Source organism: Candidatus Symbiopectobacterium sp. NZEC127, assembly GCF_025962675.1.
Taxonomy (GTDB): Bacteria; Pseudomonadota; Gammaproteobacteria; order Enterobacterales; family Enterobacteriaceae; genus Symbiopectobacterium.
In genome coordinates, this window is the sequence record NZ_JAGFPG010000001.1 from 884,861 (window position 1) to 909,453 (window position 24,593).

Annotated in this window: 20 protein-coding genes; 9 read left to right on the forward strand and 11 right to left on the reverse strand. The window is 50.4% G+C overall.

Translation table 11 applies throughout. The features are described 5' to 3' along the window. Position 1 precedes the first annotated feature (1 nt). Complete coding sequence (gene tus / locus J5069_RS04230) at positions 2-931, reverse strand: DNA replication terminus site-binding protein (protein WP_264642675.1); 930 nt, start codon at positions 929-931, stop codon at positions 2-4. Between the two features lie 223 nt (positions 932-1,154). On the opposite strand from tus, the gene J5069_RS04235 reads away from it, so the two are divergent. Continuing rightward, entirely contained in the window at positions 1,155-1,631 is a 477-nt protein-coding gene (locus J5069_RS04235) for an OsmC family protein (RefSeq protein ID WP_264642676.1), read from the forward strand. Between the two features lie 61 nt (positions 1,632-1,692). On the opposite strand, the gene J5069_RS04240 is transcribed toward J5069_RS04235, so the two are convergent. Next, a complete protein-coding gene (locus J5069_RS04240) occupies positions 1,693-2,901 on the reverse strand; it encodes an MFS transporter (protein ID WP_264643723.1) in 1,209 nt (402 codons plus the stop codon). A gap of 252 nt (positions 2,902-3,153) precedes the next feature. Here J5069_RS04240 and J5069_RS04245 point away from each other — a divergent pair, with 252 nt between their 5' ends. The 4 genes from J5069_RS04245 (at position 3,154) to J5069_RS04260 (ending at position 7,898) form a co-directional block, all read left to right on the forward strand. Beyond that, positions 3,154-4,074 carry a LysR family transcriptional regulator gene (locus J5069_RS04245; RefSeq protein ID WP_264643724.1) on the forward strand — a complete coding sequence of 307 codons (921 nt, stop codon included), beginning with the start codon at positions 3,154-3,156 and terminating at the stop codon, positions 4,072-4,074. Between the two features lie 176 nt (positions 4,075-4,250). After that, the gene (locus tag J5069_RS04250) at positions 4,251-5,468 is read left to right on the forward strand and encodes an ROK family transcriptional regulator (protein WP_264642677.1); all 1,218 of its coding nucleotides are present in this window, start codon (positions 4,251-4,253) and stop codon (positions 5,466-5,468) included. Between the two features lie 150 nt (positions 5,469-5,618). After that, positions 5,619-6,284 (forward strand): dethiobiotin synthase, encoded by a 666-nt coding sequence (bioD, locus tag J5069_RS04255; RefSeq protein WP_264642678.1) that lies wholly within the window; start codon positions 5,619-5,621, stop codon positions 6,282-6,284. Between the two features lie 318 nt (positions 6,285-6,602). Next, positions 6,603-7,898, forward strand: a complete 1,296-nt coding sequence (locus tag J5069_RS04260) for a hypothetical protein (protein ID WP_264642679.1) — start codon at positions 6,603-6,605, stop codon at positions 7,896-7,898. Positions 7,899-7,955: 57 nt separating this feature from the next. Here the strand turns inward: J5069_RS04260 and J5069_RS04265 are convergent, their stop codons facing one another. From J5069_RS04265 to J5069_RS04280, 4 genes are all read right to left on the reverse strand, one after another. Next, on the reverse strand, positions 7,956-8,306 hold the full coding sequence (locus tag J5069_RS04265) for a DUF1283 family protein (RefSeq protein ID WP_264642680.1): 351 nt from the start codon (positions 8,304-8,306) through the stop codon (positions 7,956-7,958). 160 nt (positions 8,307-8,466) lie between these two features. Next, a complete protein-coding gene (gene ydfG / locus J5069_RS04270) occupies positions 8,467-9,216 on the reverse strand; it encodes a bifunctional NADP-dependent 3-hydroxy acid dehydrogenase/3-hydroxypropionate dehydrogenase YdfG (protein WP_264642681.1) in 750 nt (249 codons plus the stop codon). A gap of 114 nt (positions 9,217-9,330) precedes the next feature. Further along, complete coding sequence (locus J5069_RS04275; protein ID WP_264642682.1) at positions 9,331-10,548, reverse strand: glycosyl transferase; 1,218 nt, start codon at positions 10,546-10,548, stop codon at positions 9,331-9,333. After that, positions 10,541-11,380 (reverse strand): mannosyl-3-phosphoglycerate phosphatase-related protein, encoded by an 840-nt coding sequence (locus J5069_RS04280; RefSeq protein WP_264642683.1) that lies wholly within the window; start codon positions 11,378-11,380, stop codon positions 10,541-10,543. Before J5069_RS04280 ends, J5069_RS04275 begins: the two co-directional genes overlap by 8 nt. Before the next feature lie 329 nt (positions 11,381-11,709). Between J5069_RS04280 and J5069_RS04285 the strand changes: the two genes are divergently transcribed. Further along, positions 11,710-13,683, forward strand: a complete 1,974-nt coding sequence (locus J5069_RS04285; protein ID WP_264642684.1) for a methyl-accepting chemotaxis protein — start codon at positions 11,710-11,712, stop codon at positions 13,681-13,683. Between the two features lie 79 nt (positions 13,684-13,762). Here the strand turns inward: J5069_RS04285 and J5069_RS04290 are convergent, their stop codons facing one another. Beyond that, a complete protein-coding gene (locus J5069_RS04290) occupies positions 13,763-14,029 on the reverse strand; it encodes a DUF3811 domain-containing protein (RefSeq protein WP_264642685.1) in 267 nt (88 codons plus the stop codon). 172 nt (positions 14,030-14,201) lie between these two features. Here J5069_RS04290 and J5069_RS04295 point away from each other — a divergent pair, with 172 nt between their 5' ends. After that, the gene (locus tag J5069_RS04295; RefSeq protein ID WP_264642686.1) at positions 14,202-15,125 is read left to right on the forward strand and encodes a hypothetical protein; all 924 of its coding nucleotides are present in this window, start codon (positions 14,202-14,204) and stop codon (positions 15,123-15,125) included. A 552-nt stretch (positions 15,126-15,677) separates the two neighbouring features. On the opposite strand, the gene ampC is transcribed toward J5069_RS04295, so the two are convergent. Further along, complete coding sequence (gene ampC, locus J5069_RS04300; protein ID WP_264643725.1) at positions 15,678-16,820, reverse strand: class C beta-lactamase; 1,143 nt, start codon at positions 16,818-16,820, stop codon at positions 15,678-15,680. Between the two features lie 554 nt (positions 16,821-17,374). Between ampC and J5069_RS04305 the strand changes: the two genes are divergently transcribed. Then, a complete protein-coding gene (locus J5069_RS04305) occupies positions 17,375-18,088 on the forward strand; it encodes an oligogalacturonate-specific porin KdgM family protein (protein ID WP_264642687.1) in 714 nt (237 codons plus the stop codon). A 59-nt stretch (positions 18,089-18,147) separates the two neighbouring features. On the opposite strand, the gene J5069_RS04310 is transcribed toward J5069_RS04305, so the two are convergent. Together J5069_RS04310 and J5069_RS04315 are read right to left on the reverse strand one after the other, a co-directional pair. Further along, positions 18,148-19,611: a pyridoxal phosphate-dependent decarboxylase family protein gene (locus J5069_RS04310; RefSeq protein ID WP_264642688.1), complete on the reverse strand. Its 1,464-nt coding sequence runs from the start codon at positions 19,609-19,611 to the stop codon at positions 18,148-18,150. A 17-nt stretch (positions 19,612-19,628) separates the two neighbouring features. Then, on the reverse strand, positions 19,629-21,011 hold the full coding sequence (locus J5069_RS04315; protein WP_264643726.1) for a diaminobutyrate--2-oxoglutarate transaminase: 1,383 nt from the start codon (positions 21,009-21,011) through the stop codon (positions 19,629-19,631). A 290-nt stretch (positions 21,012-21,301) separates the two neighbouring features. Here J5069_RS04315 and J5069_RS04320 point away from each other — a divergent pair, with 290 nt between their 5' ends. Then, positions 21,302-21,583, forward strand: coding sequence for a VF530 family protein (locus J5069_RS04320; RefSeq protein WP_264628876.1), 282 nt, complete (start codon positions 21,302-21,304; stop codon positions 21,581-21,583). 68 nt (positions 21,584-21,651) lie between these two features. Here J5069_RS04320 and J5069_RS04325 read toward each other — a convergent pair whose 3' ends face one another. Then, positions 21,652-24,357 carry a cation-transporting P-type ATPase gene (locus J5069_RS04325; RefSeq protein ID WP_264642689.1) on the reverse strand — a complete coding sequence of 902 codons (2,706 nt, stop codon included), beginning with the start codon at positions 24,355-24,357 and terminating at the stop codon, positions 21,652-21,654. Positions 24,358-24,593: the final 236 nt, after the last annotated feature.

The window sequence follows — 24,593 nt, forward strand, 5'->3', positions numbered from 1 at the left end:
GTTACGCGCTTTCATCCAGATAAAGGTGAAGGCGCGGAATCAACAGCCGCAGCGCTTTAGCCTTTGGCCTGAATTTAGGTTGCGCGCTGTCGGCCAGGTAGTTTCCCAGTTCACCAATCACCGGGACACGTGACGGATCGCGGCACAGCACCAATAACGGCGACGGGCAGGGGTGCTGAACCTGTTTCTGTGCGTCCTGATACCATACGCGGGCAATCGGCTGCACTTTTACCGGCCGTTTAATCTTCAACACGGCGTCTTGCGGCAATTTTTTGATATCAATAAGTTCCTGAGTTACTCGAGCGTGCCATGTGACTTTGTCTGTCGGTGAAATTCCCCGCGTTGCCTGAAGGCTCTTCTCCAGTTTTTCTACTACCGCCTCTCGCGTCAGTGTATTGACTACATGCTTATTGGCCCAGCCAAACCGCACCGTGTCGGGTTCTGTTAACAGCGTGAGCGAACGATAGGCGCTCAGTGTGATCAATCCGGGCAGGTGAGCGTGCACGAATTCAAACCGTTGCTCGGCAGCCAAACCGGATTCGCGCGTAATCAACTGCTCCAGCGTCGCTTTCAAGGTGTTAATCGTCTCGGCGGATTGTCGGATATGTTGGTATTCAGTCTCCGTCACCTGAAAACACAGCGCACCGGGTAAGCGAATCGCGGCTTTGCTGCTCACCGTCTCGGCGTAATGATGAATAAATAAACGCTGAAAATGTGCCAGACCCGCCTCACAGGCCGCTTCGCCTTGCAACGCCGTAACGGGGATCTGGGTGATGGGATCGTGTTCTTTCCCTTTTTCCACCGTGGGGAGGGTGAATACGCGTGCATTGAGCAACGTAACCGAAGCCAAACGCTGCCGAAACGTCATAAGCTGCTGTTCCAGCGTGGAAAAAGTGTCGTGAAGGGCAGCAATCAGTTGATAGTGATCCATAGCATCTCATGGCTAATACGGCGATTTAGTTACAACATACTTATAGTGTAACAACAATATTCTGGGTCAGCAACGGTGCTTCGAACCGGTCTGGCAGCGAGAAAGGGGGGTAAGGGAGAGTCTGTTACTACCATCGTGCGGTAAATGAGTGGACGGTGCCTATTTTAAGAATATATTGTTGTCTTACAACGTATTTTTCTAGAAACCACCAGGAGTAACCGCTATGTCGCAGCGCGAACACCATTATCAGGTCAATATTGAATGGACCGGCAACAAGGGATGTGGAACCGAATCCTACCAAGCCTACAGCCGTGATTATGAAATATCCTCGGGAAATAAACAGATTATTGCTGGCTCATCTGACCCCGCCTTTTTAGGCGATGCGGCACGCTGGAACCCTGAAGACCTGCTTGTCGCTTCCGCGTCAGCATGCCATAAACTCTGGTACCTGCATTTGTGTGCCGAGGCTGGCATAGTGGTTTACGCGTATCGGGATCACGCTGAGGGCACGATGGTGGAAGGTAAAAAGGGGGCGTTTACGAAGATTGTGCTTAAACCTGAAATTACGCTGCGTCCCGGCGATGATCTTGACCGTGCTTATGCGTTGCATCATCAGGCACATGAACGCTGTTTCATCGCCAATTCGCTTAATTTCCCGGTGACCTGCGAACCTGTTATCGAGCACCACTCTGCTTTGTGATTCGGGACGGTACATCCAGACAAGATGGATATACCGTCTGAAGTCTATTGCTGCGATTACTCTACAGATTACGCCGCAAATACAGGCTGACATAGAGTGCAATCAGCAGCAGCAGTCCAATAAACAGCGCCACGCCGTTCCAGCCGTAATGTGACCAGAACACGCCGCCGAGCGTACCCGCCAGGCTGGAGCCAAGATAGTAGCAAAACAGATACATTGAAGAGGCCTGACCGCGCGCACGGCGTGCTCGCACGCCAATCCAACCGCTGGCAACGGCGTGTGCCGCAAAGAAACCGGCGGTAAACAGCATCATGCCGATAAAAATCAGCCACAACGCGCCAAAGGCTGTCAGGCATAACCCCGCAAGCATCAGCCCGACGGAGCCGGCCATCACCGCGCCGCGCCCGTAACGTGCCGTCATCGCGCCAGCACGCGGTGAGCTGATGCTGCCGGTGAGATACACCACCGACAGCAAGCCAACAATGGCCTGATTCAGGGTGAAGGGCGGTGCCAGCAGCCGGTAGCCAATGTAGTTGAACAGGGTGACAAAGGCCCCCATCAATAAAAATCCCTGAAGGAACAGCCAGGGCAACCCGGCGTCATGCCAGTGGATCTTGGTGTTAATCAACAATGATTTGGGCCGCAGCGAACCGGGCCGAAAATGACGGGAGTCAGGCAAGATACGCCAAAACATCAACGCCGCAAACAACGCGAGAACGCCCATAACCCCAATAGCCACGCGCCAGGGGAAATAATCAGTCAGCACCCCGGTAACCAAACGACCACTCATGCCACCGATAGAGTTCCCGCTAATGTATAACCCCATGGAGAAGGCCAGGAAGCTGGGGTGAATCTCTTCGCTCAGGTAGCTCATAGCCACCGCGGCTACGCCGCTTAGCGATAACCCAATCAGTGCGCGCATTAATAGCACGCCGTGCCAACTGGTCATAAAGGCGCAAATCAGCGTGCAGAACGCGGCCAGCAGTAGCGAAATCACCATCACATTCTTGCGGCCCAGCGTGTCGGAGAGCGGGCCGGTAAACAATAACCCCACCGCAAGCATCACCGTAGCAATCGATAATGACAGGCTACTGGCTGCTGGAGAAATGCCAAAATCCTGCGACAACACGGGTAAAATCGGTTGTACGCAATACAGCAAGGCAAAGGTCGCGAGCCCGGCGGAAAACAGCGCCAGCGTCACGCGGATAAACGCGGGCGTACCACGGGTGATATACGGTGATTTGGGCGCGACGGGGGTTTTGCGATTCAGCGGCTCTTCGCGGCGATCGTCATCGGGTAGGGTGACCGAATCGGATACTGAAGAAAGTGACGTACTCAAAACTATTCCTTGGCAACAGGGAGAAAGTGGCAAATTTATGCGGCATTCTGCGTGCGATGCAGTGCAGGACGCGTAATGGATCATAGAAGGGTAAAAATGTTTTGTATAATATATTAATAATACCAATTGATATGTTTAAAATATTATTAGTGAATCCCATCCATTTGTTTGAGGGTGCTTGCCATCAACATCGAATTGCGTCACCTCCGCTATTTTCTTGCGGTTGCAGAAGAGCTACATTTTGGCCGGGCAGCTGAGAAGCTCAACATTTCACAGCCGCCACTGAGCCAGCAGATACAGGCATTAGAGGCGCAGATCGGCGCGACGCTGTTTGAACGCAACAACCGCAATGTCAGGCTGACGCCGGCAGGCGAAGCGTTTCGCAAAGCAAGTTGGGGAATATTGCACCAGGTGGAACAGGCATCTGCACACGCCGCCCGGCTCCAACGTGGTGAAATCGGCGAACTGCGGATTGGTTTTACCTCCTCAGCGCCTTTTATTCGTGCGGTTTCACGCAGTTTGCTACATTTTCGGCAACGTTACCCGGATGTTCATCTGCAAATGTTGGAGTTGAACACCAAACAGCAGATAGACCCGTTGCTGAGCGGAAAGCTGGATATTGGGGTGATGCGCAATAATCCGTTACCGGCGGATTTACAGCACCAGTTACTGCTACATGAAGCGTTGGTTGCGGTGGTGCATGAAACCCACCCGTTGGCAGACCAGCCGCAAATCAGCGTGCGCCAATTGGCTAACGAGCCTTTTGTCTTTTTTTCCCGGGAAGTAGGAACGGCGCTCTACGACGAAATCCTTCGTTTATTGAAAAATTATGCCATTGATCCCTACATTACTCAGGAAGTCGGGGAAGCGATGACCATTGTGGGCTTAGTCTCTGCGGGGCTGGGCGTTTCGATTCTTCCCGCATCCTTTTTACGTATCTCCGTGGATGGCGTTAAATATGTGCCACTCAGCGAACCGGATGCCACCACGGAAGTGTGGCTGGTCACCTCGCGTCGCGCGGCACTTAATCCTGCGGCAAACACGTTGATTTCATTTATGTTGGAACAGGATGCGGGTAAATATGTGCACCAAATCACAAAATGAATCAAAGAGTTGACGCAATTCACTAAAAGCCCCACCATACCCGCAGTTTTTTTATTTTGCAGCGTGAAAAATACGCATTGATGCTAAGAACCTTCGCTGCACAATGTATGTATCAAATCACCTTATGCATCAGCGAACGCTCAGCGTGGCAATTCGTAGACAGTAGGAGCCGTTTTGTGATTGCGGATGGTCAACCCGGACATATCGATCAAATTAAACAAATGAACGCCGGTGCGGTATACCGGCTCATTGACCTGCACGGCCCCGTATCCCGCATTGCGTTATCAAAACTGGCCCAATTGGCCCCTGCCAGTATCACCAAAATCGTGCGCGAATTGATGGAAGCGCATCTGGTGAAAGAGACCGAGTACCAGGATGTCGGCAGCCGTGGCCGCCCTGCGATTGGATTATTACTGGATACCGATGCCTGGCATTATCTTTCAGTAAGAATCGGCCGTGAAGAAATCACGCTGTCGCTGCGCGATCTCAGTAACTCGTTGGTTGTTGAGGATTGTGTAAACCTGCCGGGCGACCATCCGCAGCCGCTGCTGGAACGTATCCTGCATGAAGTCGACCAGTTTTTTATTCGTCACCAGCGCAAATTGGAGCGGTTAACGGCAATCGCCATTACGTCACCGGGCATGGTCGATGCCGTCGCCGGGGTGATTCACCGCATGCCATTTTATGCGGTTGAGGAGATGGCGTTAGGCCCTGCGTTAGAAAGCCGCACCGGGCTGCCGGTCTTCCTTCAGCACGACATTTATGCCTGGACCATGGCCGAAGCGATGTACGGCGCCGCGCGGGGATCACAAAACGTTATTCAGATTGTTATCGATCACAATGTCGGCGCGGGGGTCATCACCGGCGGCCACTTACTCCATGCGGGCAGCCGTAACCTGGTTGAAATCGGTCATACGCAGGTTGATCCCTACGGCAAGCGCTGCTACTGCGGTAATAATGGCTGTCTGGAAACCGTTGCCAGTATCGAAAGCATGCTTGAGCTGGCGCAACAGCGCCTGAACGGTTCGATGAGCTCCTTGCTGAACGGTTCACCGCTTAGCGTAGAGAACCTCTGCGATGCCGCGATGAAAGGGGATCAGTTAGCCAAAGACATTATCAACGGCGTTGGCAGCAATGTGGGCCGTATCGCGGCTATCATGGTTAACCTGTTCAATCCCGATAAAATTCTGGTTGGCTCTCCGTTAAACAAGGCCGCGAGCATTCTGCATCCTGCGATCCTGGATTGTGTTCGACAGCAGTCTTTGCCTGCCTACAGCCACAATATACAGGTGGAATCTACAGCGTTTTATAATCAGGGCACCATGCCGGGCGCGGCGTTGGTCAAAGAGGCGTTGTACAACGGTTCTCTGCTGGTGAAACTGTTGCAAGGCTGATGTGGTACAAAAATTTATAAAACGTTTCATGAATTACAAAACATTGCGCTAACGCAAGCCCTGCCTGATGTACATCACCTAGACTTTCACTATTGGAAGCCTTTTTGCTGTGTTTTTTATTTTCAGGTGGGACCTCCGGAGCTTATATCCATGTTAACGCGTCTTTTTGTTACAGGTACCGATACCGCCGTGGGAAAAACGGTGGTGTCACGCGCATTGTTGCAGTCGCTTGCTCAAAGCGGAAAGTCAGTTGTCGGTTACAAGCCGATTGCCAAAGGGTGCGTGGAGACCGAAGAGGGACTACGCAATAAAGATGCGCTGCTGTTGCAAGAGGCGTCAACGGTGGCGTTGCCTTATGACCACATCAATCCCATCGCGCTGCGTGAGGATGAAATCAGCGCGAGCCAGCACGCGATTGACTATTGCGCCATGACGCAAGGTTTACAGCACCTGTGCGGTATGGCCGATATGGTTGTTGTCGAAGGCAGCGGCGGATGGCGCACGTTAATGAATGATTTGCGCCCCTATTCGGAATGGGTGGTGCAAGAGCAGTTGCCGGTCGTCCTGGTGGTAGGGATCAAGCTGGGCTGTATTAGCCATGCATTGTTGAGCGCACAGGCAATAATCAATGATGGCTTGCCTTTATTAGGGTGGGTTGCGAACCGAATAAACCCTGGGTTGGCGAATTATGCGGATATCATTACGGCACTGCGCAAGAAAATTCCCGCACCACAGTTAGGGGAACTGCCGTATTTACCGCGTGCAGAGCAACGCGATCTCTCCGGTTATATTGATCTTTCTTCTATTCGTTATTAATTTATCCTTCATTCCCCATTCGTCCCCTACGACAGGGGATGATATCTATTTATTCCTCACCTTCTCATAAGATAATCGTATAATCTGTTTTTGGAAGTATTTCAACAAATAGGCTGTAAATTAACTGCTAGAGTTTAATTGATAGGGGAATGATATTAATATCATGGCAACACCACTCGATTTAAATACGCAGGCTGCATTATTTCACGAGTGATGATGTATTGTTAGATAATCTATAAATTCAGCACACTAAAACATAACTTATCCACTTGCAATGCTATTCCATTAGCCTTATATATCACTAGGGGAGTTATCTCTGTGCAGGTAAATATTGAAAGAGCACATTCGTTACCCTTTGAATCTTTCCTCATGCCGAATCATTTCACTACGCCACCACGGCCAGTTTCTCTGGATATTGCACACATTGAAAATACCGTAGATGAACGCTCCTCGGAAACCAGTAGCAACTATTCGCTCTCGCAATTAAGTACCCTTAGCCAATTAAGTATGGTCTACTCTTCAAGTGATAGCCTCAGCGGAGCGTCAACGCCAGCATCGCCGTCTCCCATTCCTTTAATATCCTCACCCGCCGCTTTTGGTATTGAAGCCACACGAGATAGCCCGGCGAGCAGAGAGGTTTCTAATGCCGAATCATTGAAACAGCGGGGAGAACGCTATGCCAGTAATATGGGAGCTGTTTTGCTGCGAAACAGCTTGTCGGTTGCGGTTGGAACGGGAATACGGGAATATGTCAGACGCGGTGCGCTGTCTGAAACATTTGCCAACCTACCTCGAAGTTCACTGGCGCTTATTTCTTCCATTATTATTGCCACGCCGCTGGTTTTACACCTTTCTGGACTTGCTCGTGATTATTTCAGTGGTGGATTAAACGGGTCAGTGTTTATGGGGCGGCTCAGCAGTCTGTTATTTGTTGCCGTTACCGGCATGTGCTTGTGGTACAGCAATAATTTTGAGCATGCGGCACTGTTACTTGTTGCCGGACTGGCTTATGTCCTATTGCGCGATATCGCACAATTTATCTTCCCGCTACGGGACAATAACAGTGACCAACTGTCACTGGCTGCGGTGACAGCTTCAGGCATTCTTTATTCCGGCAATCAAACCATGGTAGACATTGGTATGGATATCGCGACAAATGCGCTATCAGGATCAATGAGCGGTTTAATGGCGAATATAGTAGGCAGGTCGGCTGTCAATCTCATTGGCGAATTTGGCGATGAATTTTGCTATCGTGGCATTAATGCATTTCGCAAGAAAAACCCTGCGCTGAACGTCACATTGGCGATGCGTAATAAAGAGGATTTTACACGTAAAGCCATCATGGATTGTACGTTAAATACTATTGCGAGTCGGGCATCTATTATTGTCTCCGCCTACGCGGCGGCAAGTGCATTGCCCTTTGGCGGATATGCCGCCAGTGCGATAGTGGGAAGCACCATGGGTACTGCTTATGCCGGATTTGCCTATGCCCACAACCAGAATAGAAAAAATCCCTTACCGGAAACGGTGGAAATGGAAGACATTAAGACAGAGGAAAAGCAGGATGTTGAACAACAAGATGTCGTGAAGAGGAACGCGATGTTATATCTGTGATTCAGTCAGGACAAGATGCCTGGCGTTGAAGCCAGGCATAAGACGCAATAGAAAAAATCAAGGTGCTATCGCACGACCGGTGCGGCGATCCAGACAACGGTCGCTATTGGCTTCCCAATAGGCATTGACGTTGCTGCTGGTATTACATTTCTCTTGCAAATCAATGGATTTGTCGAACTTATCGAATTCTTTCTCTCTGCGGTTATTCACTTTATTACGCAGTGAACGGGTGCTATCCCATTGCTCTTTGCTTTGACGCGCCGCTTCTTTAGAGAGCGCGCTATCGCCTGATTCCACAATGATGTGGCGGGTATCTGCGAGAGCATTAGCCTGCCATGCACCGGCCAAAACGACCAGCGACAGGGGGAACAGTGCACGTCGCAGTAATTTGAGGGTTTGATGGTTCATGTTTCATCCTGACGAACTAAAGGGTGATGACCCGCGGTGTTTCCACAAACGCGCCGATTGCGCGGGTGTCAGCATCGCAACAGAAGCACTATAGCATTCTTGTCTGCAATAACTCTATAACACCACGCGCATCCTATGACACCGGCAGGGCTGATAAGTTTTATGCGTCGCGATGTACGCTCAAGCCCGCATAGGATTGACTCACCGGCATCATCTCCAGGGTATTGATATTGACGTGTGCAGGCAGCGTTGCCACCCAGAATACGGCTTCAGCAACGTCCTCTGCGCTTAACGGCTGGGTGTTGTCGTAGGTTTTGGAAACCTTGTCCTCATTGCCTTTGAATCTGACCGATGAGAATTCGGTGCCGCCAACCAGTCCCGGCTCGATATTGGTGACGCGCACTTGTGTGCCGAACAGGTCAGCACGCAGGCCCAGACTGAACTGACGTACAAACGCTTTGGTGGCACCATAAACGTTGCCGCCAGCATAAGGCCAGTTGCCTGCGGTAGAGCCGATATTGATCACGTGGCCCTGATTGCGCTTCACCATTTCAGGCAACACGGCACGGGTCATGTAGACCAGTCCTTTGTTATTGGTATCGATCATCGTTTCCCAGTCATCCAACTGGGTGTTATAAGCGGGCTCCAACCCAAGCGCTAACCCCGCGTTGTTGACCAGCACATCAACATTGCGCCAGTCGGCGGGCAGGGCGGCAATCGCGCTTTCGACCGATTGACGATCGCGCACGTCAAACGTCACGGTATACACCGAGTCACCCAGTTCCGCTTTCAGTGCGTCCAGACGATCCTGACGTCGACCGCTGGCAATAACGCGGTGACCAGCCTGAATGAATTTACGCGTAATCGCCGTACCGAAACCCGCTGTTGCGCCAGTAACAAAAATAATCATGGTAGTCCTCACGTCTGATTCCATTAGTGCACGCTCGTCACGATCCCTCAGGGATCGTGGCAGAATGTCAGATATGCTAGCAGCTTACCGGAAAAAGGCATGCGGTTACTACTGTTACGCGGCGTCGTTATCCGCTTCAACGGCTTGATAAAGACGTTCCAGTATGTCAGGAAAGGCCGACTGCACCCGGTTCCAACTTGGCACGAAGGGCTTATCACCGGGGCTTTCACTGTATGCCTGGCCGGACGCGGTAATCACATCCGAGAACAACTCAACCGCCAACTCTTCACCGTGGCGATCGAAAGCCAGGCCATTCATTTTGGCATCATGCTCGAAAGCATCGATCATATCCAATGCGGTACGGTAATAGGTGGCACGCAGCACGCGGAACGCGTCAGTGGTAATGGCGACGCCCTGTATTGCCAGCTTGCGGTACAGGGCTTTGGTAATGTCCATGGCCATGCGCTGCAATCCCGAGTCGGGATTGTCTTCAGACATGGGCTGATGTTTGTGATCGTAATTATCGGCGATATCCACCTGGCAAATGCGGCTGGTCGCCGTGCCGCGATGTATTTCTGACAACACACCAATTTCTAATCCCCAGTCACTCGGAATACGCAGGTTATTCAGCACGTGGGTGCGCATCGCAAACTCCCCGGACAAGGGATAACGGAAGCTGCGCATGTAATCGAGATAGTCCGAATTGCCATAAACCTTTTGCAGCGATTTCAGCAGCGGAAAAACCAGAAGTCGGCCAACACGCCCATTGAGTTTCCGGTTAGCAACGCGAGCATAGTAACCTTTGCAAAAATCATAGTGAAAGTGAGGATTGGCAACCGGATAGAGCAGGCGAGCCAACATCTCACGGCTATAAGTGACAATGTCACAATCATGCAGTGCAATGCAGGTGCTACGGCGTGACGCAAGCGCATAGCCAATGCAGAACCAGACATTTCTCCCTTTGCCTGGCTCTTCGGGAGCCAACGATTTTGCTGCCAATTCCTCACTCAATGCGGTAAGCCGCGGGCCATCATTCCAAAGAATCCGATGCCGCTGTGGTAAACGAGAGAAAAAGGAGCGAGCGTATTCAAATTGCTCGCGGTCGGCGCGATCCAGCCCGATAACGATTTCTGTCAGGTAGTTAACCTGCGACAGTTCATCAATGATATGCGTGAGTGCAGGGCCTTCCAGTTCAGAAAAGAGCGACGGCAGTATCAGACCCATACTGTTTTGACCAGAAAAAACCTGCAACTCATACTCCAGTTCTTCGGGATTTCTTCTGGTAAGATTATGAAAATTGGTAATTATCCCATCCTGATAAAATTCACTCATCGCATACCTCGCGTTTCTTGTTGTCGGAAATGAAATGGCATAGACCTTCACTCCATCCCGTTGGCCCAGTGTCGTGCGTGAAATAGGCCTTGCCCGTGTAAGCCTCTCCCAGTGTGATGTGCTGCTGGCTTTGGCTCTTGATCACCACGGCATAATCGGTGCTTTGCAACAAAGCAATGTCGTTGGGACCATCCCCCAGACTCAAGGTAATGGGTGTCGTTCCGGTAACTTGCTGATATTGCAGACGTAGCCAACTGGCCGCACGCCCTTTATTAATGCCTTTACCCATCACATGATAGAAGCGTCCACCCTGCGTCAACGCTAACCCGTGGCGATCCAACAGATGGATAAAACGTTGCAGTGCAGCGCCATCGTCGTGCCACAGCAACGGCTCAGACGCTTGACGCTGGCGCGCGCGTTTGGCGTCGGCTAACGGCAAGCCGGTAAGTGTTGCAACATCAGAATCGGTCAAGGTTGAAAAGCCGCTGAAGTTAAATGGCTGTTCCAATCGAAGACGTTCAAGCACAGCGCAAATATCAACATAGCCCGCCGAAAATAGCTTACAAGGGTAATCAGCATGGGTGTGCCAGTGTTCAGGTAATGCGACGCTGGCCCCGTTTTCCGCGATAAAGGGACAGTGTTCCAGCCCCAACTCACGGCGAATCAGTATGGTTTCGCAGGCGGTTTTACTGGTGGTAATGATGACGGGAATATGGTGTTGTCGCAGGCGCCGCAGCCAGTGCGCGGCGGGTTGCCAGTCGTAGGTATCGTGATCCAGCAGTGAACCATCCAGATCGCTAAAAATGAGCATATCATCACTAAGCTCAGGCATATCGCGTCTCCTGTCATCAATACCGGCGTCGACCACGCCGGCAATGTGTTGGAGCAGGACCAACCGTGTAAGCTGAGCCTACCGTGCCTCACAACGTGATGCAAATCACACAACAAACTGTATGTACAAATACGGGATAATGCAAAGCACCCCGGTTCAAAGCCCTTTCTTTTCGGAATAACCCCTGTTCTGTTGTGCGGCGATCGCTATTGATTTGCATCATTATCGTTAAATTAAAGTTAAATAATGAGTTGCCGATAGACTATTCACAGGGAGCTCGTCGCAATGGAATGTTGATTATAGGTAGGATCAACACCAGGAGAGCCATAATGGCCATACCCGCTATAAATAAAAAAACAATGAGTACTCGCGCACAAATGTTACTGACCGGTGCGCTGACCATCGCTCTCGGTTTTACTGTGACGATTGGCGTTCTGAGCTGGCAATCGAGCCGCGAACAAAAATTTCTGGCAGAAAGCTATTTGCAGCAAATCGCGCAGAGTGAGGCGCTGAAAATTCAGCAAGAGCTCAATTATGCACGTGATGTGGCCCACAACCTTGGACACAGCCTGATAGCGCTTCCCGCCGCTGGCGTGCGGGATCGTGCGGTTGTCGACAAGCTGATGGAGCAGGCGCTGCGTGATAATCCTGACTACCTTTCTATTTCTGTGATTTTCGAACAAGACGCGTTCGACGGGCGGGATGCGGAGTTTGCCGCGCAACCCGGTCAGGCCCCCAACGGCCGCTATGCCTGGTTTGTCGATCGCGATCAGGCAGGAAAATTCAACATGCATCCGCTGTTATCTTATGCGACGCCGGGACAGGGGGATTACTACCTGCTGCCGCAAAAGAGCCAAAAGGATACGCTGATCGAACCCTATTCCTACGCCTACAACGGTGTACCAACGCTGTTGACGTCCGTGGCGGCCCCCATCGTGTCACAGGGCAAACTGTGGGGCGTAGTGACCTCGGATATTTCTCTCGCATCATTACAACAGCGGGTTAACCAGATAAAACCCTGGGAAGGCGGCGGCTATGCGATGCTGCTTTCCAGCGCGGGTAAAGTGATCTCTTATCCGGATAAAACGCAAACCAGCAAGGCCTGGCAGGGTGAAACCGATAATTACACGTCTTCGGTACTACAACATCATGATACCATTTTAGGTGAAGAGGCCTTGGTTACCTGGCAGCCGGTTACCATTGGTAACAGCGCTGACAAATGGTATCTGGGCGTGGTTGCACCGGTTAACGCAGTCATGGAAGCCTCTGAGCGTCAGTTACGCAATGCATTGATTTTAATGGTGCTCAGTATTCTTTTTGTCAGTGCGCTGCTGGGCATGGTGTTCAACCGTAAAGTGCTAAAACCGCTGGGCGGCGAGCCGCTCGAGGCTGCAACCATCGCATTAGCCGTCGCGGAAGGGCAACTGAGCAATACGATTGTGGTACAGCCCAACGATCGCAAGAGTCTGTTTTATGCGCTGAATACCATGCAAACACAGTTACGGCAGGTTGTGGGGCAAATCAAAGATGCCAGCGGTGCGGTGCGACAAGGCGCGGCAGAGATAGCCAGCGGCAATATCGATCTGGCCTCACGCACCGAGCAACAAGCCGCCGCGCTGGAACAGACGGCTGCCAGCATGGAGCAGATTACCGCCACGGTAAAACACAATGCCAACAATGCGTATCAGGCAACAGTGTTGACCGAAAATGCCACTAAAATTGCCCTCAAAGGGGAAGGGTTGGTGAGTCAGGTGGTGAAAACCATGGCGGAAATCGATGAAAGTGCAAGAAAGATCGGTGACATCACCACCATGATCAACAGCATCGCATTCCAAACCAATATCCTGGCATTGAACGCCGCAGTCGAAGCGGCACGGGCAGGGGAACAGGGAAGGGGATTTGCCGTAGTGGCTTCAGAAGTGCGCAACCTGGCACAACGCAGCGCCAGCGCGGTCAAGGATATCGCCACCTTGATCGAAGAATCCAGCCAGCGCGTTGGAAGTGGTGTTCAACTGGTGAACGATGCGGGTAAAACCATGCAGGAAATGACGCAGGCAGTCAGTTCTGTACAAAGTATCATTGGTGAAATTGCCACTGCATCAGATGAGCAGGCGAAAGGTATTAGTCAGGTCAGCATTGCCGTCAATGAAATGGATGGCGTCACCCAGCAAAACTCTGCCTTGGTTCAGGAGATGTCCGCTGCGGCCAGTTCGCTTGAGGAGCAATCCCTGTTGCTGGCACAAACCATTGAACATTTCCGTCTGAATGCAGAACCAACGCTGGCACTGCCCGGCGCACGCTAAACGGCCGTACAACGCGTCACCCAAGGACGGTATCATTGGTTTATTTTTCTGATGATACCGTTCACCACACCACGCGCGCCTAACGACGTCCCCGCACATGGGTATTGGCAGACCATTCATAGGTGGTATTAGTATCAGGTTTAAATTTATTTTTCTTCTGCTCTGCGCGAGCCTGCTTAGCTGCCGACTCGCGTTCTTTCATCAACTTATCGATGTAATCGTCTTTAATACGGTTATTTTCAGCGTTGGTTAACGTTCGACCTCGTTTCTTCCTTTCCTGATCCAGCAGCGTTTTGAGCTGTCGCTGTTCACTTTCAGTCATGTCTTTCTGTGTCAGTCTGGGCATAGGAGGGTATCTCGTCGTGGGTTAGAAAATCCATTGTAGAGTAAATTAGCCAATTTTACATTGGTTTCAATGCCATTGAACGTCAGATGCTTATATATAGGGCCTGGTGGTTATTTTGCTTCAGATTATAACCAGTGGATTTTTCACCAGGAAAAAAGATGAAAGGAATCTTATGAAGAAATTTGGGGTATTAATTTTCACCTTGACGTTGAATATTTGTGTACCCACCTCCGCTCAGGGAACCCTGTCAACAACGCCGCCACGGATGGATAATATTGAAAACGTTTTAGCGTTAAGCGGCCGAGCGGGGGTTATTCCTGCAAACAGGTTGGTTGTCTATTATGGGAATTTTAACTCTCGTAGAATGGGAATACTGGGTGAATATCCTGCACCTGAGCTGTGGAAAAGATTGACCGCTGAAGCTCAGGAATGGGAAAAAGCAGATCCCTCAAAGCCTGTTATTCCTGGATTGGAATACATCGCTACCGTAGCAAGCAACCAGCCTGGACGAGATGGCCTCTATCGTAACCGGATGAGTGATAAACAAATTGATATCGCGCTGTCAGTGGTAAGGATGACGCCGGGTGCTGTACTTATTCTGGACGTTCAGCCCGGCCGGAGCGATTTGCACCGTGAGATATCTCGCCTTGAACTTTTTCTTATTCAACCGGATGTTCATTTAGGCATAGACCCTGAATTTATCATGATGGGGAAATCCATTCCGGGTGCGAGAATCGGAACAATTAACGACAAGGATATCAACAGGGTCGTTGATTATCTTTCGGCATTGGTTGTAAAAAATAATCTGCCACCCAAAGTATTAGTGGTTCACCGTTTTACTAAAAAGATGGTGACAGGATTTGATAAAATAAAATCAGACCCAAACGTGCAGGTAATATTGAGCATGGATGGGTGGGGTGCTCCTGAAACAAAGGTTTCAACGTACGAAAAAGTGGTATCGGCTGAAAAAGGGGTATTGTATCCGGGTATCAAAATTTTCTATAAAAATGATATCAGAAAACCGCCACACAGACTGTTATCTAAAGCTGAAGTACTCGGTTTGCAACCTCAGCCGGTTTATATTCAATATCAGTAGTTGGGCTGTGAATCGTCACGTAGAACATTCCAGTCCTGCAAAATAAGCGTTGCTTTATAATTATCTGTGAGCTTTTAAAAGACTATGTCTGCTTAAAACCTCGTCTATGTGATAAGTAATGCAGAAAGAAACGCTTTCATGGTCTGTCTATAATAGACATGCCCAAGTCTGGCTGGTGTTGCTTTGTGACGAGGAGTGCTTGATGGCGGTGTACGAGCAGTGTATGTCGCATGTTCGTGATATGGTTGTTCTAGGTCTGAACTCGCCAGCCAGTAAAATGACGATGAGATTGAAAAGTAGCACTTGATTAACGAGGAACAGTCGCTGGATTTACCAAAGTCATCATGACCGCAAAACGCCAGATTCCGCCTCCTTATCCATTGGTTCGCATAATGTATATTATGTTAAATGACATGTATGCAACCGAGAATACCTGTGCTACCTATCCCACCTCACCTCTTTTACTTGGTTGATCTTATCCAGATGCGATAAAGCCGCTTAATGGTTTATCGCACCCGGTCCTGTTTGAACGGTTGAACTGGGGTTATGCTGTTATTGCAATGCAGTGAGAATTTGCATCGCCGCTTTGACGCGCATCGGGTTAGGATAATTTTTATTAGCCAACATCACTATCCCAACCTGCTTTTCGGGAATGAAGGCAACATAGGCACCGAAACCGCCAGTTGCACCGGTTTTATGTACCCATGAGGCAGCCACAGGTGGTTGAGGCTGATTATCGATGACCTTTTGCGGACTCAACGCCACGGTGTTATCGCTGCCGGAGATTATCTTATCCGCCTGCCCAGGCCAATCGAGCATTTCCCAGCCCAGCCCTTGATAAAGTGCATCAGTGCGGTAGTAACGCGTCTGTGCGATATGAATGCCTTTTTGCAGCACACGATCGGTGACATGGTCGGGATTCATATTGGCTTGCATCCACGCTAACATATCTTTCGATGTCGTTTTTACACCATAAGCCTCTGCATCTAAGGCACCAGGAGAAACTCGTACCGGCTCACCATTTCGGTATCCCCACGCATAATCTTTCATGGCAGAGTCAGGTACTGTTATAAAAGTATGCGTGAGTTTTAACGGGCTAAATACGCGTTGTTGCATTGCTTGCTCATACGTCATCCCTGTGTTTTTTGCCGCTAATGCGCCAAACAGCCCAATGCTGGGATTCGCATATTGCCGCATTTCACCCGGAGCCCACTGCGGTTGCCAGTGCAGATAGAACTCTAGCAATGCAGAAGGCGTTGTCACCTCGTCTGGAACTTGTAATGGCAAACCGCCTGCGGTGTAAGTAGCCAGTTGCAACAGCGTAATGTGTTGCCACTGAACGGTATTTAACGCCGGCCAGTACTTCTTGGCGGGATCGTTGAGCGCAATTTCCCCCTTCTCGACCGCCACACCGCCCAGCACGCCATTAAAGGTTTTACTGACCGAACCCAGCTCAAAGAGCGTATTTTCTGTCACCGGGCGAGCAGGTTTTACCTCCGCCAGACCATAATTAAAGAAGTAAGGCTTGCCGTGAATCAGCACTGCTACGGCCATACCAGGAATGTTTTGTGATTTGAGTAAAGGTTCAATGGCTTCATTTACCGTTTTTTTTACATCCAGTGTGGCCGATGCAATACTGGAAAAGGAAACGCACAGAGAGGCCGAAATCAGAATAGACGGAAACACATTTTTCATAATAAATCTCATGATAATAGTGAGCGCATTAGCACTTCTCATGGCCAGCATCATCACTGGCTATGTTGATTATAGCGCTTATTTTTTTAACAAAATCGAAACAGTGTTAATCCTGAGCGTGTTTCGCACGCTGTTTATGCCCACCTTATCCTCCAGTCTACCGCCCCGCTTCCCTGCACTGCCCCCGCTAATCCCTATCGAACGACGTTTCTACTGAAAGAAATGTTCGGTTTTTTTAGTTTTTGCATAATCAACCAAATAAATGAGGTTTTATCGAAAACACGTCTCATTATTTTTTCATTAAGTTGATGGTAAATAAGCCTTCATTTTGGTGCAAGTAACAATGACCATTACCCTGCATTCTCATTGCTCAGCGGTTTATTTTATCGACACCGCTTATATTATATTCTTGGCAAGGTAATAAAGATGGTTTTTTTCTAAAAAGGCTAAGGTTTTTTAGTTTATCTCATTAATACGCCGTTATTTATGACGGCAGGGATCGCTTTTGTCTGCGGAGTTGTTGACGTTAATGTTATTTTTCTCGGAGAGATATAATGAAATTAAAGTTAGTTACGTTGGCAATGGCTTCATTGATCACACTCAACGCCCATGCTACCGCCATTGATTATCAGCATGAATTTAAAGATTCATCAAACGGGGAGCACAATGATAGCTTTAAGTTTTCCACGCTTTTTGAGCAAGGTTTTGGGTTGTCAGCAGAAGCGCGCTGGGCTCAGCATGCTAATGATAAATCAGAAAAAAGTCCGTTCAGCGAACGGGTCAGTAGCGGTACGGAAGTCGTTGCCAGTTACTCTTATGATGTAAACAAAGACTTTTCTTTGGAACCTGGGTTTTCGTTGGAATCCACTGCTGATTACAACAGCTATCGCCCTTATCTGCGTGGCAAGGCGAATATTACCAACGATCTTTCCGTCTCATTGACCTATCGCCCTTATTATAAACGAAACAGTAAAAATATCGGAACACCGAAACAAACTACGGAAAAGGGGTATAATCTAACGTCAGCTATAGCGTATAAATTTCTTAATGACTATACGTTTGAATATGAACTGGATTATCAAAACTCCAATGAGGAAAAGGACAACCCGTCAGAAAACAAGAAATATGCATTTAGTCATGATTTTAAATTGAGCTATCAATGGGATAAAAATTGGCGCCCTTACCTTGCTGTCGGTAATGTTCCCGCGATAGACAAAGGGAATGATCGACAAACGCGCTACCGTATCGGGGTTCAGTATAGTTTCTGATATATCGGGGCGTAAAAAAGCCGACACCAGAGATGCTGTCGGCTTTTATTTTCAGATTGCTACGCTTTTAGTAACTGCAACGCGCACGCTTTCACACTTTCCAGCAGGAGTTTAACGTCTGCCAGGCAAACGGTAGGATTCAGCAAGGTAAGTTTCAGGCAAGTCACCCCGTCGGATTCGGTAACGCCCACATTGGCGCTGCCAGAAGCGAGCAGTGCGTCACCAATGCGTTGGTTCAGCAAGGCGACTGCCGCTGCGTCGCCAGACTCAGGGCGGAAACGGAACAGCACGCTGGCCAGTTGCGGTTGCATCACCAACTCCAACTGCGGCTGCTCGGTCACAAACTGTGCAACCTGTTGTGCCAGCGTTACGCCATTATCAATGATTTCGGCGTACTGCTTCTTACCCAATGCTTCAAGGCCCATCCACAATTTCAGAGCATCGAAACGGCGTGTCGTTTGCAGCGACTTCGATACCAGATTCGGCACGCCCTGCTCTTCATCAAAGCCTGAATTCAGGTAAGCCGCCTGATAGCGCATCAGTTCATAGTGGCGGGCATCTTTCAGCAAAAAGGCACCACAGCTGATGGTCTGGAAGAATTGCTTGTGGAAATCCAGCGTGACGGAATCCGCCAATTCAAGGCCATCCAGGTAGTGGCGATATTGCTCAGAAAGCAACAGCGCGCCGCCCCAGGCTGCGTCAACGTGCAGCCAGATGTGCCGTTCGGCCGCCATAGCCGCAATTTCTGCCAAGGGGTCGATGGCGCCGGCATCGGTGGTTCCAGCCGTTGCAACGATGGCCAGCACCTGCTCACCATTGGCGTCGGCCTGTGCCAATTTCGTGGACAAATCACTGAGATCCATGCGCGAGAACGCATCCGTTTTTACCAGCGTAACGGATTGATATCCCAGTCCCATCAGCGCCATGTTTTTTTGCACGGAGAAGTGTGCATTTTCAGAACACAGCACTTTGATTTTGCTCAGATCGCCGGTTAAACCGTGCTGCTGAACGGAATGCCCCTGACGTGCAAAAAAGGCATCCCGCGCCAGCATCAATCCCATCAGGTTGCTTTGGGTGCCGCCGCTGGTGAAGACGCCAGCGTCACCCGCCGTGTAACCTACTTGCTGGCGTAACCATTCGATCAGCTTCATCTCAATGATGGTGGCTGAAGGGCTCTGATCCCAGGAATCCATGCTTTGGTTGGTGGCGTTAATCAGCACTTCTGCCGCCTGGCTGATCACCAGACTCGGGCAGTGCAGATGGGCAACACATTGCGCGTGATGCACGGACAAACTGTCTTTAAGAAAATATTCAACAGCGCGCTCAATGGCGACCTGGTTGCCTAGCCCCTGAGACGTAAAGGATAACTGGATACGCTCACGCAGCTGCTCAACGGTCTTGCCTTGATACATTTCGGGCTGCTGTAACCACGCCACGACAGCCTGGGTACTTTGCTCGATAGCGTCCTGATAGGCGGCAATGCTCTGCGCCGAACCTGACAGAATAGGGTTTATATCAGACATTAGATGGCTCACTCCGGTTAAACAGGCTTGACGCCAGCATTCAGCAATGCACTTTCGAATTTATCGAAGAAAATGTCCAACTCGGCATTGGTGATAAGCAATGACGGCAACAGACGCAATACGCAACCGTTGCGGCCACCCCGTTCAAGGATCAGGCCAGCTTCAAAGCATTTTTTCTGCAACAGCGCTGAGAGTTCGCCGTCCGCCGGGTAGCATCCCATCTGATCCTGCGCTTCATGGGGTTTCACGATTTCAATGCCGATCATTAAACCAAGACCGCGCACATGACCGATCACCGGGTAGCGTTTTTGCAGTTCGGCCAGCTTGGCTTTCAGCCATTCGCCCTGTGCAGCAACCTTATCTGCAATCCGATCGTCTTTAAGGATTTTGAGCGTAGTCAGGCCGGTGGCCATCGCCAACTGGTTGCCACGGAAAGTGCCGGTGTGGTGACCGGGTGCCCAGGCATCGAACTGCTTTTTGATGCCAAGCACGGCCAGCGGCAAACCGCCACCGACTGCTTTGGACATGACGATGATATCGGGTTCGATGCCCGCGTGTTCGAACGCGAACAGTTTACCGGTACGGGCAAAGCCAGCCTGTACTTCATCGATAATCAGCACAATGCCATGCTCTTGAGTCACTTTGCGAATGCGTTGTAACCACTCTGCCGGCGCCGGGTTGACGCCCCCTTCACCTTGTACGGCTTCAAGGATCACTGCGGCAGGTTTACGCACTCCGCTTTCGACATCGTTGATCAGATTATCAAAATAGTAGGTCAGCGCTTTAACGCCCGCCTCACCGCCGATGCCCAGCGGGCAACGGTATTGGTTCGGATACGGCATAAACTGAACTTCAGGCATCATGCCATCGACAGCTTCTTTGGGTGACAGGTTACCCGTGACAGCGAGCGCACCGTGGGTCATTCCGTGATAGCCCCCGGAGAAGCTGATGACACCAGAACGACCGGTCACTTTTTTAGCCAGTTTTAACGCGGCCTCGACGGCATCGGCACCGGAAGGACCGGTAAACTGCAAGCAATATTCTTTGCCCTGACCCGGCAGCAATGACAGCAGATAAGAGGAAAACTCGTCTTTTAACGGCGTGGTCAGATCAAGGGTATGTAACGGTAAGCCACTGGTAATGACACTTTGAATGCTTTGAAGCACATCAGGATGATTATGACCAAGTGCCAGGGTTCCGGCACCGGCAAGGCAGTCAAGATATTGATTATTCTCAACATCAGTAATCCAAACGCCCTGCGCTTTGGCAATCGCCAAGGGCAATTTGCGCGGATAGCTCCTGACATTAGATTCAAATTCAGCTTGTCTTGCTAAAAAGGTTTCATTGCGTTGCGGTAATGAATTAGCACTCAAAGTATCAATACGGACTTTATCCGTCATCATATCACTCCTACAACCGCGGGTATGGTTAACGCCGGGTTGAATAATGGTTTAAGGGGTAAAAAACGCGGCTAATATATGTTGTTTAAGCAATGGACTCAATATTTTATTTTGTAGGGATATTGGCGGGATTTCACACAGTTATAAATAACAAAAAAAGCGCCAGACAGACTTAATTTAGTTAAATTGTAACTAATTATACCATTGCTGGTTGTGGGCTTTTCTTGTAACCTGCCGGGATTCCAGACGCATTTTGTTAATCACCAAAATATCACCTTACCGGACGTTACATGACCGCTCACATTTCAAAAGATCCTCTGCATGGCGTAACCCTTGAAATGCAAGTCAATGCGTTGGTTGAACGTTTTGGCTGGGTAAAACTGGGTCAACGGGTTAATATCAATTGTTTTAAAAGCGATCCCAGCGTCAAATCCAGTTTAAAGTTTCTGCGTCGCACCCCGTGGGCACGCGCTGAAGTCGAAGCGCTGTATCTTGATTCGTTGAAAGAGGCGCCTGCCGCAAAAGCCGATGATGCCGATCCCTGGGCAAATAGCCGTGGTAACAAACGTTAACCTTTTCTCCCGCCAACGTTGACGCAATGAGTGTGCCGCTCAGCAAAAGCGGCACACAGTAGCCTGCGTTACGATGAGCGCCAGCGTCGCGTCAGCGGTTTCTCCGCTTCCACAATCAAGAACATGACAAAACCAATGGCAAAGGTGATGAGCCAGTAACGGAATGGCAACGCCTCGGTGCCAAACAGCATTTGCATAAAGGGAAGGTAGATAATCGCCAGTTGCAGCACGAGCAATACGGCGCTGACAATCCAAATCCCCCGGTTGGCTAATAACCCCTTGGTCAGCGAAAAGCCGTTGGATACTCGGCAGTTAAGCATATAGAACCACTGTGCGGTGACCAGCGTTTGCAGCAGGACGGTACGAATCAGCTCGGCAGAGTGGCCTTGCGGTTGGAGCCAGGCTTCCAGTGCGAAGGCGCTGAGTGCAATCATGGTGCCGACAAACGCCACGCGCCAGATAGCAAAACCGTCCATCACATGCAGGCTTGGGTCGCGCGGCGGACGCTTCATGATGGTTTTCTCACCGGATTCAAACGCCAGACCAAAGGATAACGTGGCGGAGGTCGCCATGTTCATCCACAGGATCAGCACGGGGGTTAGCGGAATCAGATTACCGGCTAACAACGCGATAATGATCAGCAAGCCTTGCGCCAGGTTGGTTGGCATAATAAACAGGATGGTTTTTTTCAGATTGTCATAAACGCGACGCCCTTCTTTCACGGCGCTGGCGATGGTGGCAAAATTATCATCGGTCAATACCATGTCTGCGGCTTCTTTGGTCACCTCCGTGCCTTTTATCCCCATGGCGATCCCGACATCCGCTTGCTTCAGCGCAGGCGCGTCGTTCACGCCATCGCCGGTCATGCCGACAATCTCTTTTCTGGTTTGCAGCGCCTGCACCAGCCGGAACTTATCCTCGGGACTGGTTCGGGCAAAAATATCATAATTCTGCGCCGCGGCACTGAGCGTTTCCGCATCCATTTTTTCCAGCTCGCGGCCGGTAATCGCCTTATCCGCATTGCCGATACCGAGCATTTTCCCGATGCTCATTGCCGTTTCTGGATGGTCGCCGGTAATCATCTTGACGCGAATGCCCGCCTGCAAACAGTCGCTGATCGCGGTAATCGCTTCCGGACGTGGCGGGTCCATCATGCCTGCAATACCAAGAAATACCGCGCCCTGTTCCAGATCCTTATGCGTCAGCGCCTGTTGCCCTTCAGCGGCGGGCTTCCAGGCGGCAGCTACCATACGCAGCCCTTCCCGCGCGTACTCTGCCATTTTGCTTTCCCAATAGCCCAAATCAAACGGTTGAACGCCGCCATCCGTGAGCTGCTGCTGACACAATCGGAACAGCACATCGGGGGCTCCGGTGATCAATATCTGCTCTTCGGTGCCAACCCGATAATGGGTCGCCATATATTTGTATTGGGAATCAAACGGGATTTTACTGCGCAGTGCCGTTTCCACGGCGGGCAACGTCGCCTTGGCGGCGAGCACTTTGAGTGCCCCTTCTGTTGGGCCACCGGTGATTTTCCAAAAACCGCTATCGTCTTTGATCAGTTGGCTGTCATTGCATAAATCGATGGTGCGCAGATAGCGCGCAAGCAATGAATCTGCCGCGATGGATACCGGGTGAGAATCCTCCAGTGAGTGAATCGCGCCTACCGGTTCGTAACTGTCGCCGTCGACGCGATAGACCGCATCCGCAGTGATAATGGCTTTGACCGTCATTTCGTTCATGGTCAAGGTGCCGGTTTTATCAGAGCAGATAACCGTCATCGCGCCTAAGGTTTCTACCGTGGGCAGTTTGCGGATAATCGCGCGTTGACGCGCCATGGCTTGCACGCCCAGCGACAGAATGATGGAAATAATGGCTGGCAGCCCTTCCGGTACAGAGGCAACCGCCAGGCTTATCAATGAGAGCGTTAGTTCAGAAACCGGCATATCACGGAACAGGATGCTGAAAACAAACAGCGCTGCCATCATCACCAAAATGAGGATAAAAATCGCCTTGCCCAGTTTGTCCATTTGCACCAACAGCGGCGTGCGATGTTTCTCAATATCGGCCATCATCTGGTTAATGTGGCCCAGCTCCGTATCGCCGCCGGTGGCGATAACCACCCCCTGCCCGCCGCCAGAACTGACCGTTGTGCCCGAGAACAGTAAATTGAGGCGATCGCCGAGCGGCAGATCGCCGCTTAACGCCCCGGTTTGTTTCTGCACGACCGTCGATTCACCCGTCAGGATAGCCTCTTCAACGCACAGATTGTGCGCTTCGATAACCCGTAAATCGGCAGGGATTCGGTCTCCGGCGCGAATGACGACGATATCGCCAGGGACCAATGCCGTCGTCGGCACCGTTTCATGCTTTCCCTGACGTATTACTAATGCCTCACTGGAAAGCATGTTACGGATGCTTTTCAGCGATTTTTCTGCGTTGCTTTCCTGAATATGGCCAATCAGCGCATTGATAACGGCCACGCCAAGAATCACTGACATATCAACCCAGTGCCCCATGACGGCCTTTAATAGCGCCGCAGCAAGTAAAACGTAGATCAAGACATCGTTGAAATGGGCTAAAAAACGCAACCAGGCCGGCTTACCCTGCTTTTGCGGCAAGGTATTTTCACCGTAGGTTTGGAGGCGTTTCACGGCATCCTGGCTATCCAGTCCCGTCACGCTGGTATCCAGCCGGGCCAAGACCTGTTCTACATCGCGCTGGTAATCGTTATTCTCAGCGGGTTTGTCATTTGAAAGCATATCGTTGTGCATAAGCGCTGACCCTTTTCGTATTCATTTACCTGATACCCAAGCGGACAGAAACGCATTAACCTGGTGACAAACCAAGCTGAATTAAACGTAGCACAAGGTTATGGATTTTATAGGGTTAGGTGCGAATACACCTAAAAATATCACATAAGCATTTTTTCATGGTGATTTAATCTGAGCCGCATTCACCTGGCTTTTATCAAACAAGCTACAAGTATCAATATAACCGTAATGCCAAA

Coding starts and splice junctions, on each gene's coding strand:
- J5069_RS04320 (WP_264628876.1), top strand. CDS start 21,302: ATGACCGCTCACATTTCAAAAGATCCTCTGCATGGCGTAACCCTTGAA.
- ydfG (WP_264642681.1), bottom strand. CDS start 9,216: ATGATTATTTTTGTTACTGGCGCAACAGCGGGTTTCGGTACGGCGATT.
- J5069_RS04235 (WP_264642676.1), top strand. CDS start 1,155: ATGTCGCAGCGCGAACACCATTATCAGGTCAATATTGAATGGACCGGC.
- bioD (WP_264642678.1), top strand. CDS start 5,619: ATGTTAACGCGTCTTTTTGTTACAGGTACCGATACCGCCGTGGGAAAA.
- J5069_RS04295 (WP_264642686.1), top strand. CDS start 14,202: ATGAAGAAATTTGGGGTATTAATTTTCACCTTGACGTTGAATATTTGT.
- J5069_RS04280 (WP_264642683.1), bottom strand. CDS start 11,380: ATGCCTGAGCTTAGTGATGATATGCTCATTTTTAGCGATCTGGATGGT.
- ampC (WP_264643725.1), bottom strand. CDS start 16,820: ATGAAAAATGTGTTTCCGTCTATTCTGATTTCGGCCTCTCTGTGCGTT.
- J5069_RS04325 (WP_264642689.1), bottom strand. CDS start 24,357: ATGCACAACGATATGCTTTCAAATGACAAACCCGCTGAGAATAACGAT.
- J5069_RS04285 (WP_264642684.1), top strand. CDS start 11,710: ATGGCCATACCCGCTATAAATAAAAAAACAATGAGTACTCGCGCACAA.
- J5069_RS04265 (WP_264642680.1), bottom strand. CDS start 8,306: ATGAACCATCAAACCCTCAAATTACTGCGACGTGCACTGTTCCCCCTG.
- J5069_RS04305 (WP_264642687.1), top strand. CDS start 17,375: ATGAAATTAAAGTTAGTTACGTTGGCAATGGCTTCATTGATCACACTC.
- tus (WP_264642675.1), bottom strand. CDS start 931: ATGGATCACTATCAACTGATTGCTGCCCTTCACGACACTTTTTCCACG.
- J5069_RS04290 (WP_264642685.1), bottom strand. CDS start 14,029: ATGCCCAGACTGACACAGAAAGACATGACTGAAAGTGAACAGCGACAG.
- J5069_RS04310 (WP_264642688.1), bottom strand. CDS start 19,611: ATGTCTGATATAAACCCTATTCTGTCAGGTTCGGCGCAGAGCATTGCC.
- J5069_RS04315 (WP_264643726.1), bottom strand. CDS start 21,011: ATGACGGATAAAGTCCGTATTGATACTTTGAGTGCTAATTCATTACCG.
- J5069_RS04275 (WP_264642682.1), bottom strand. CDS start 10,548: ATGAGTGAATTTTATCAGGATGGGATAATTACCAATTTTCATAATCTT.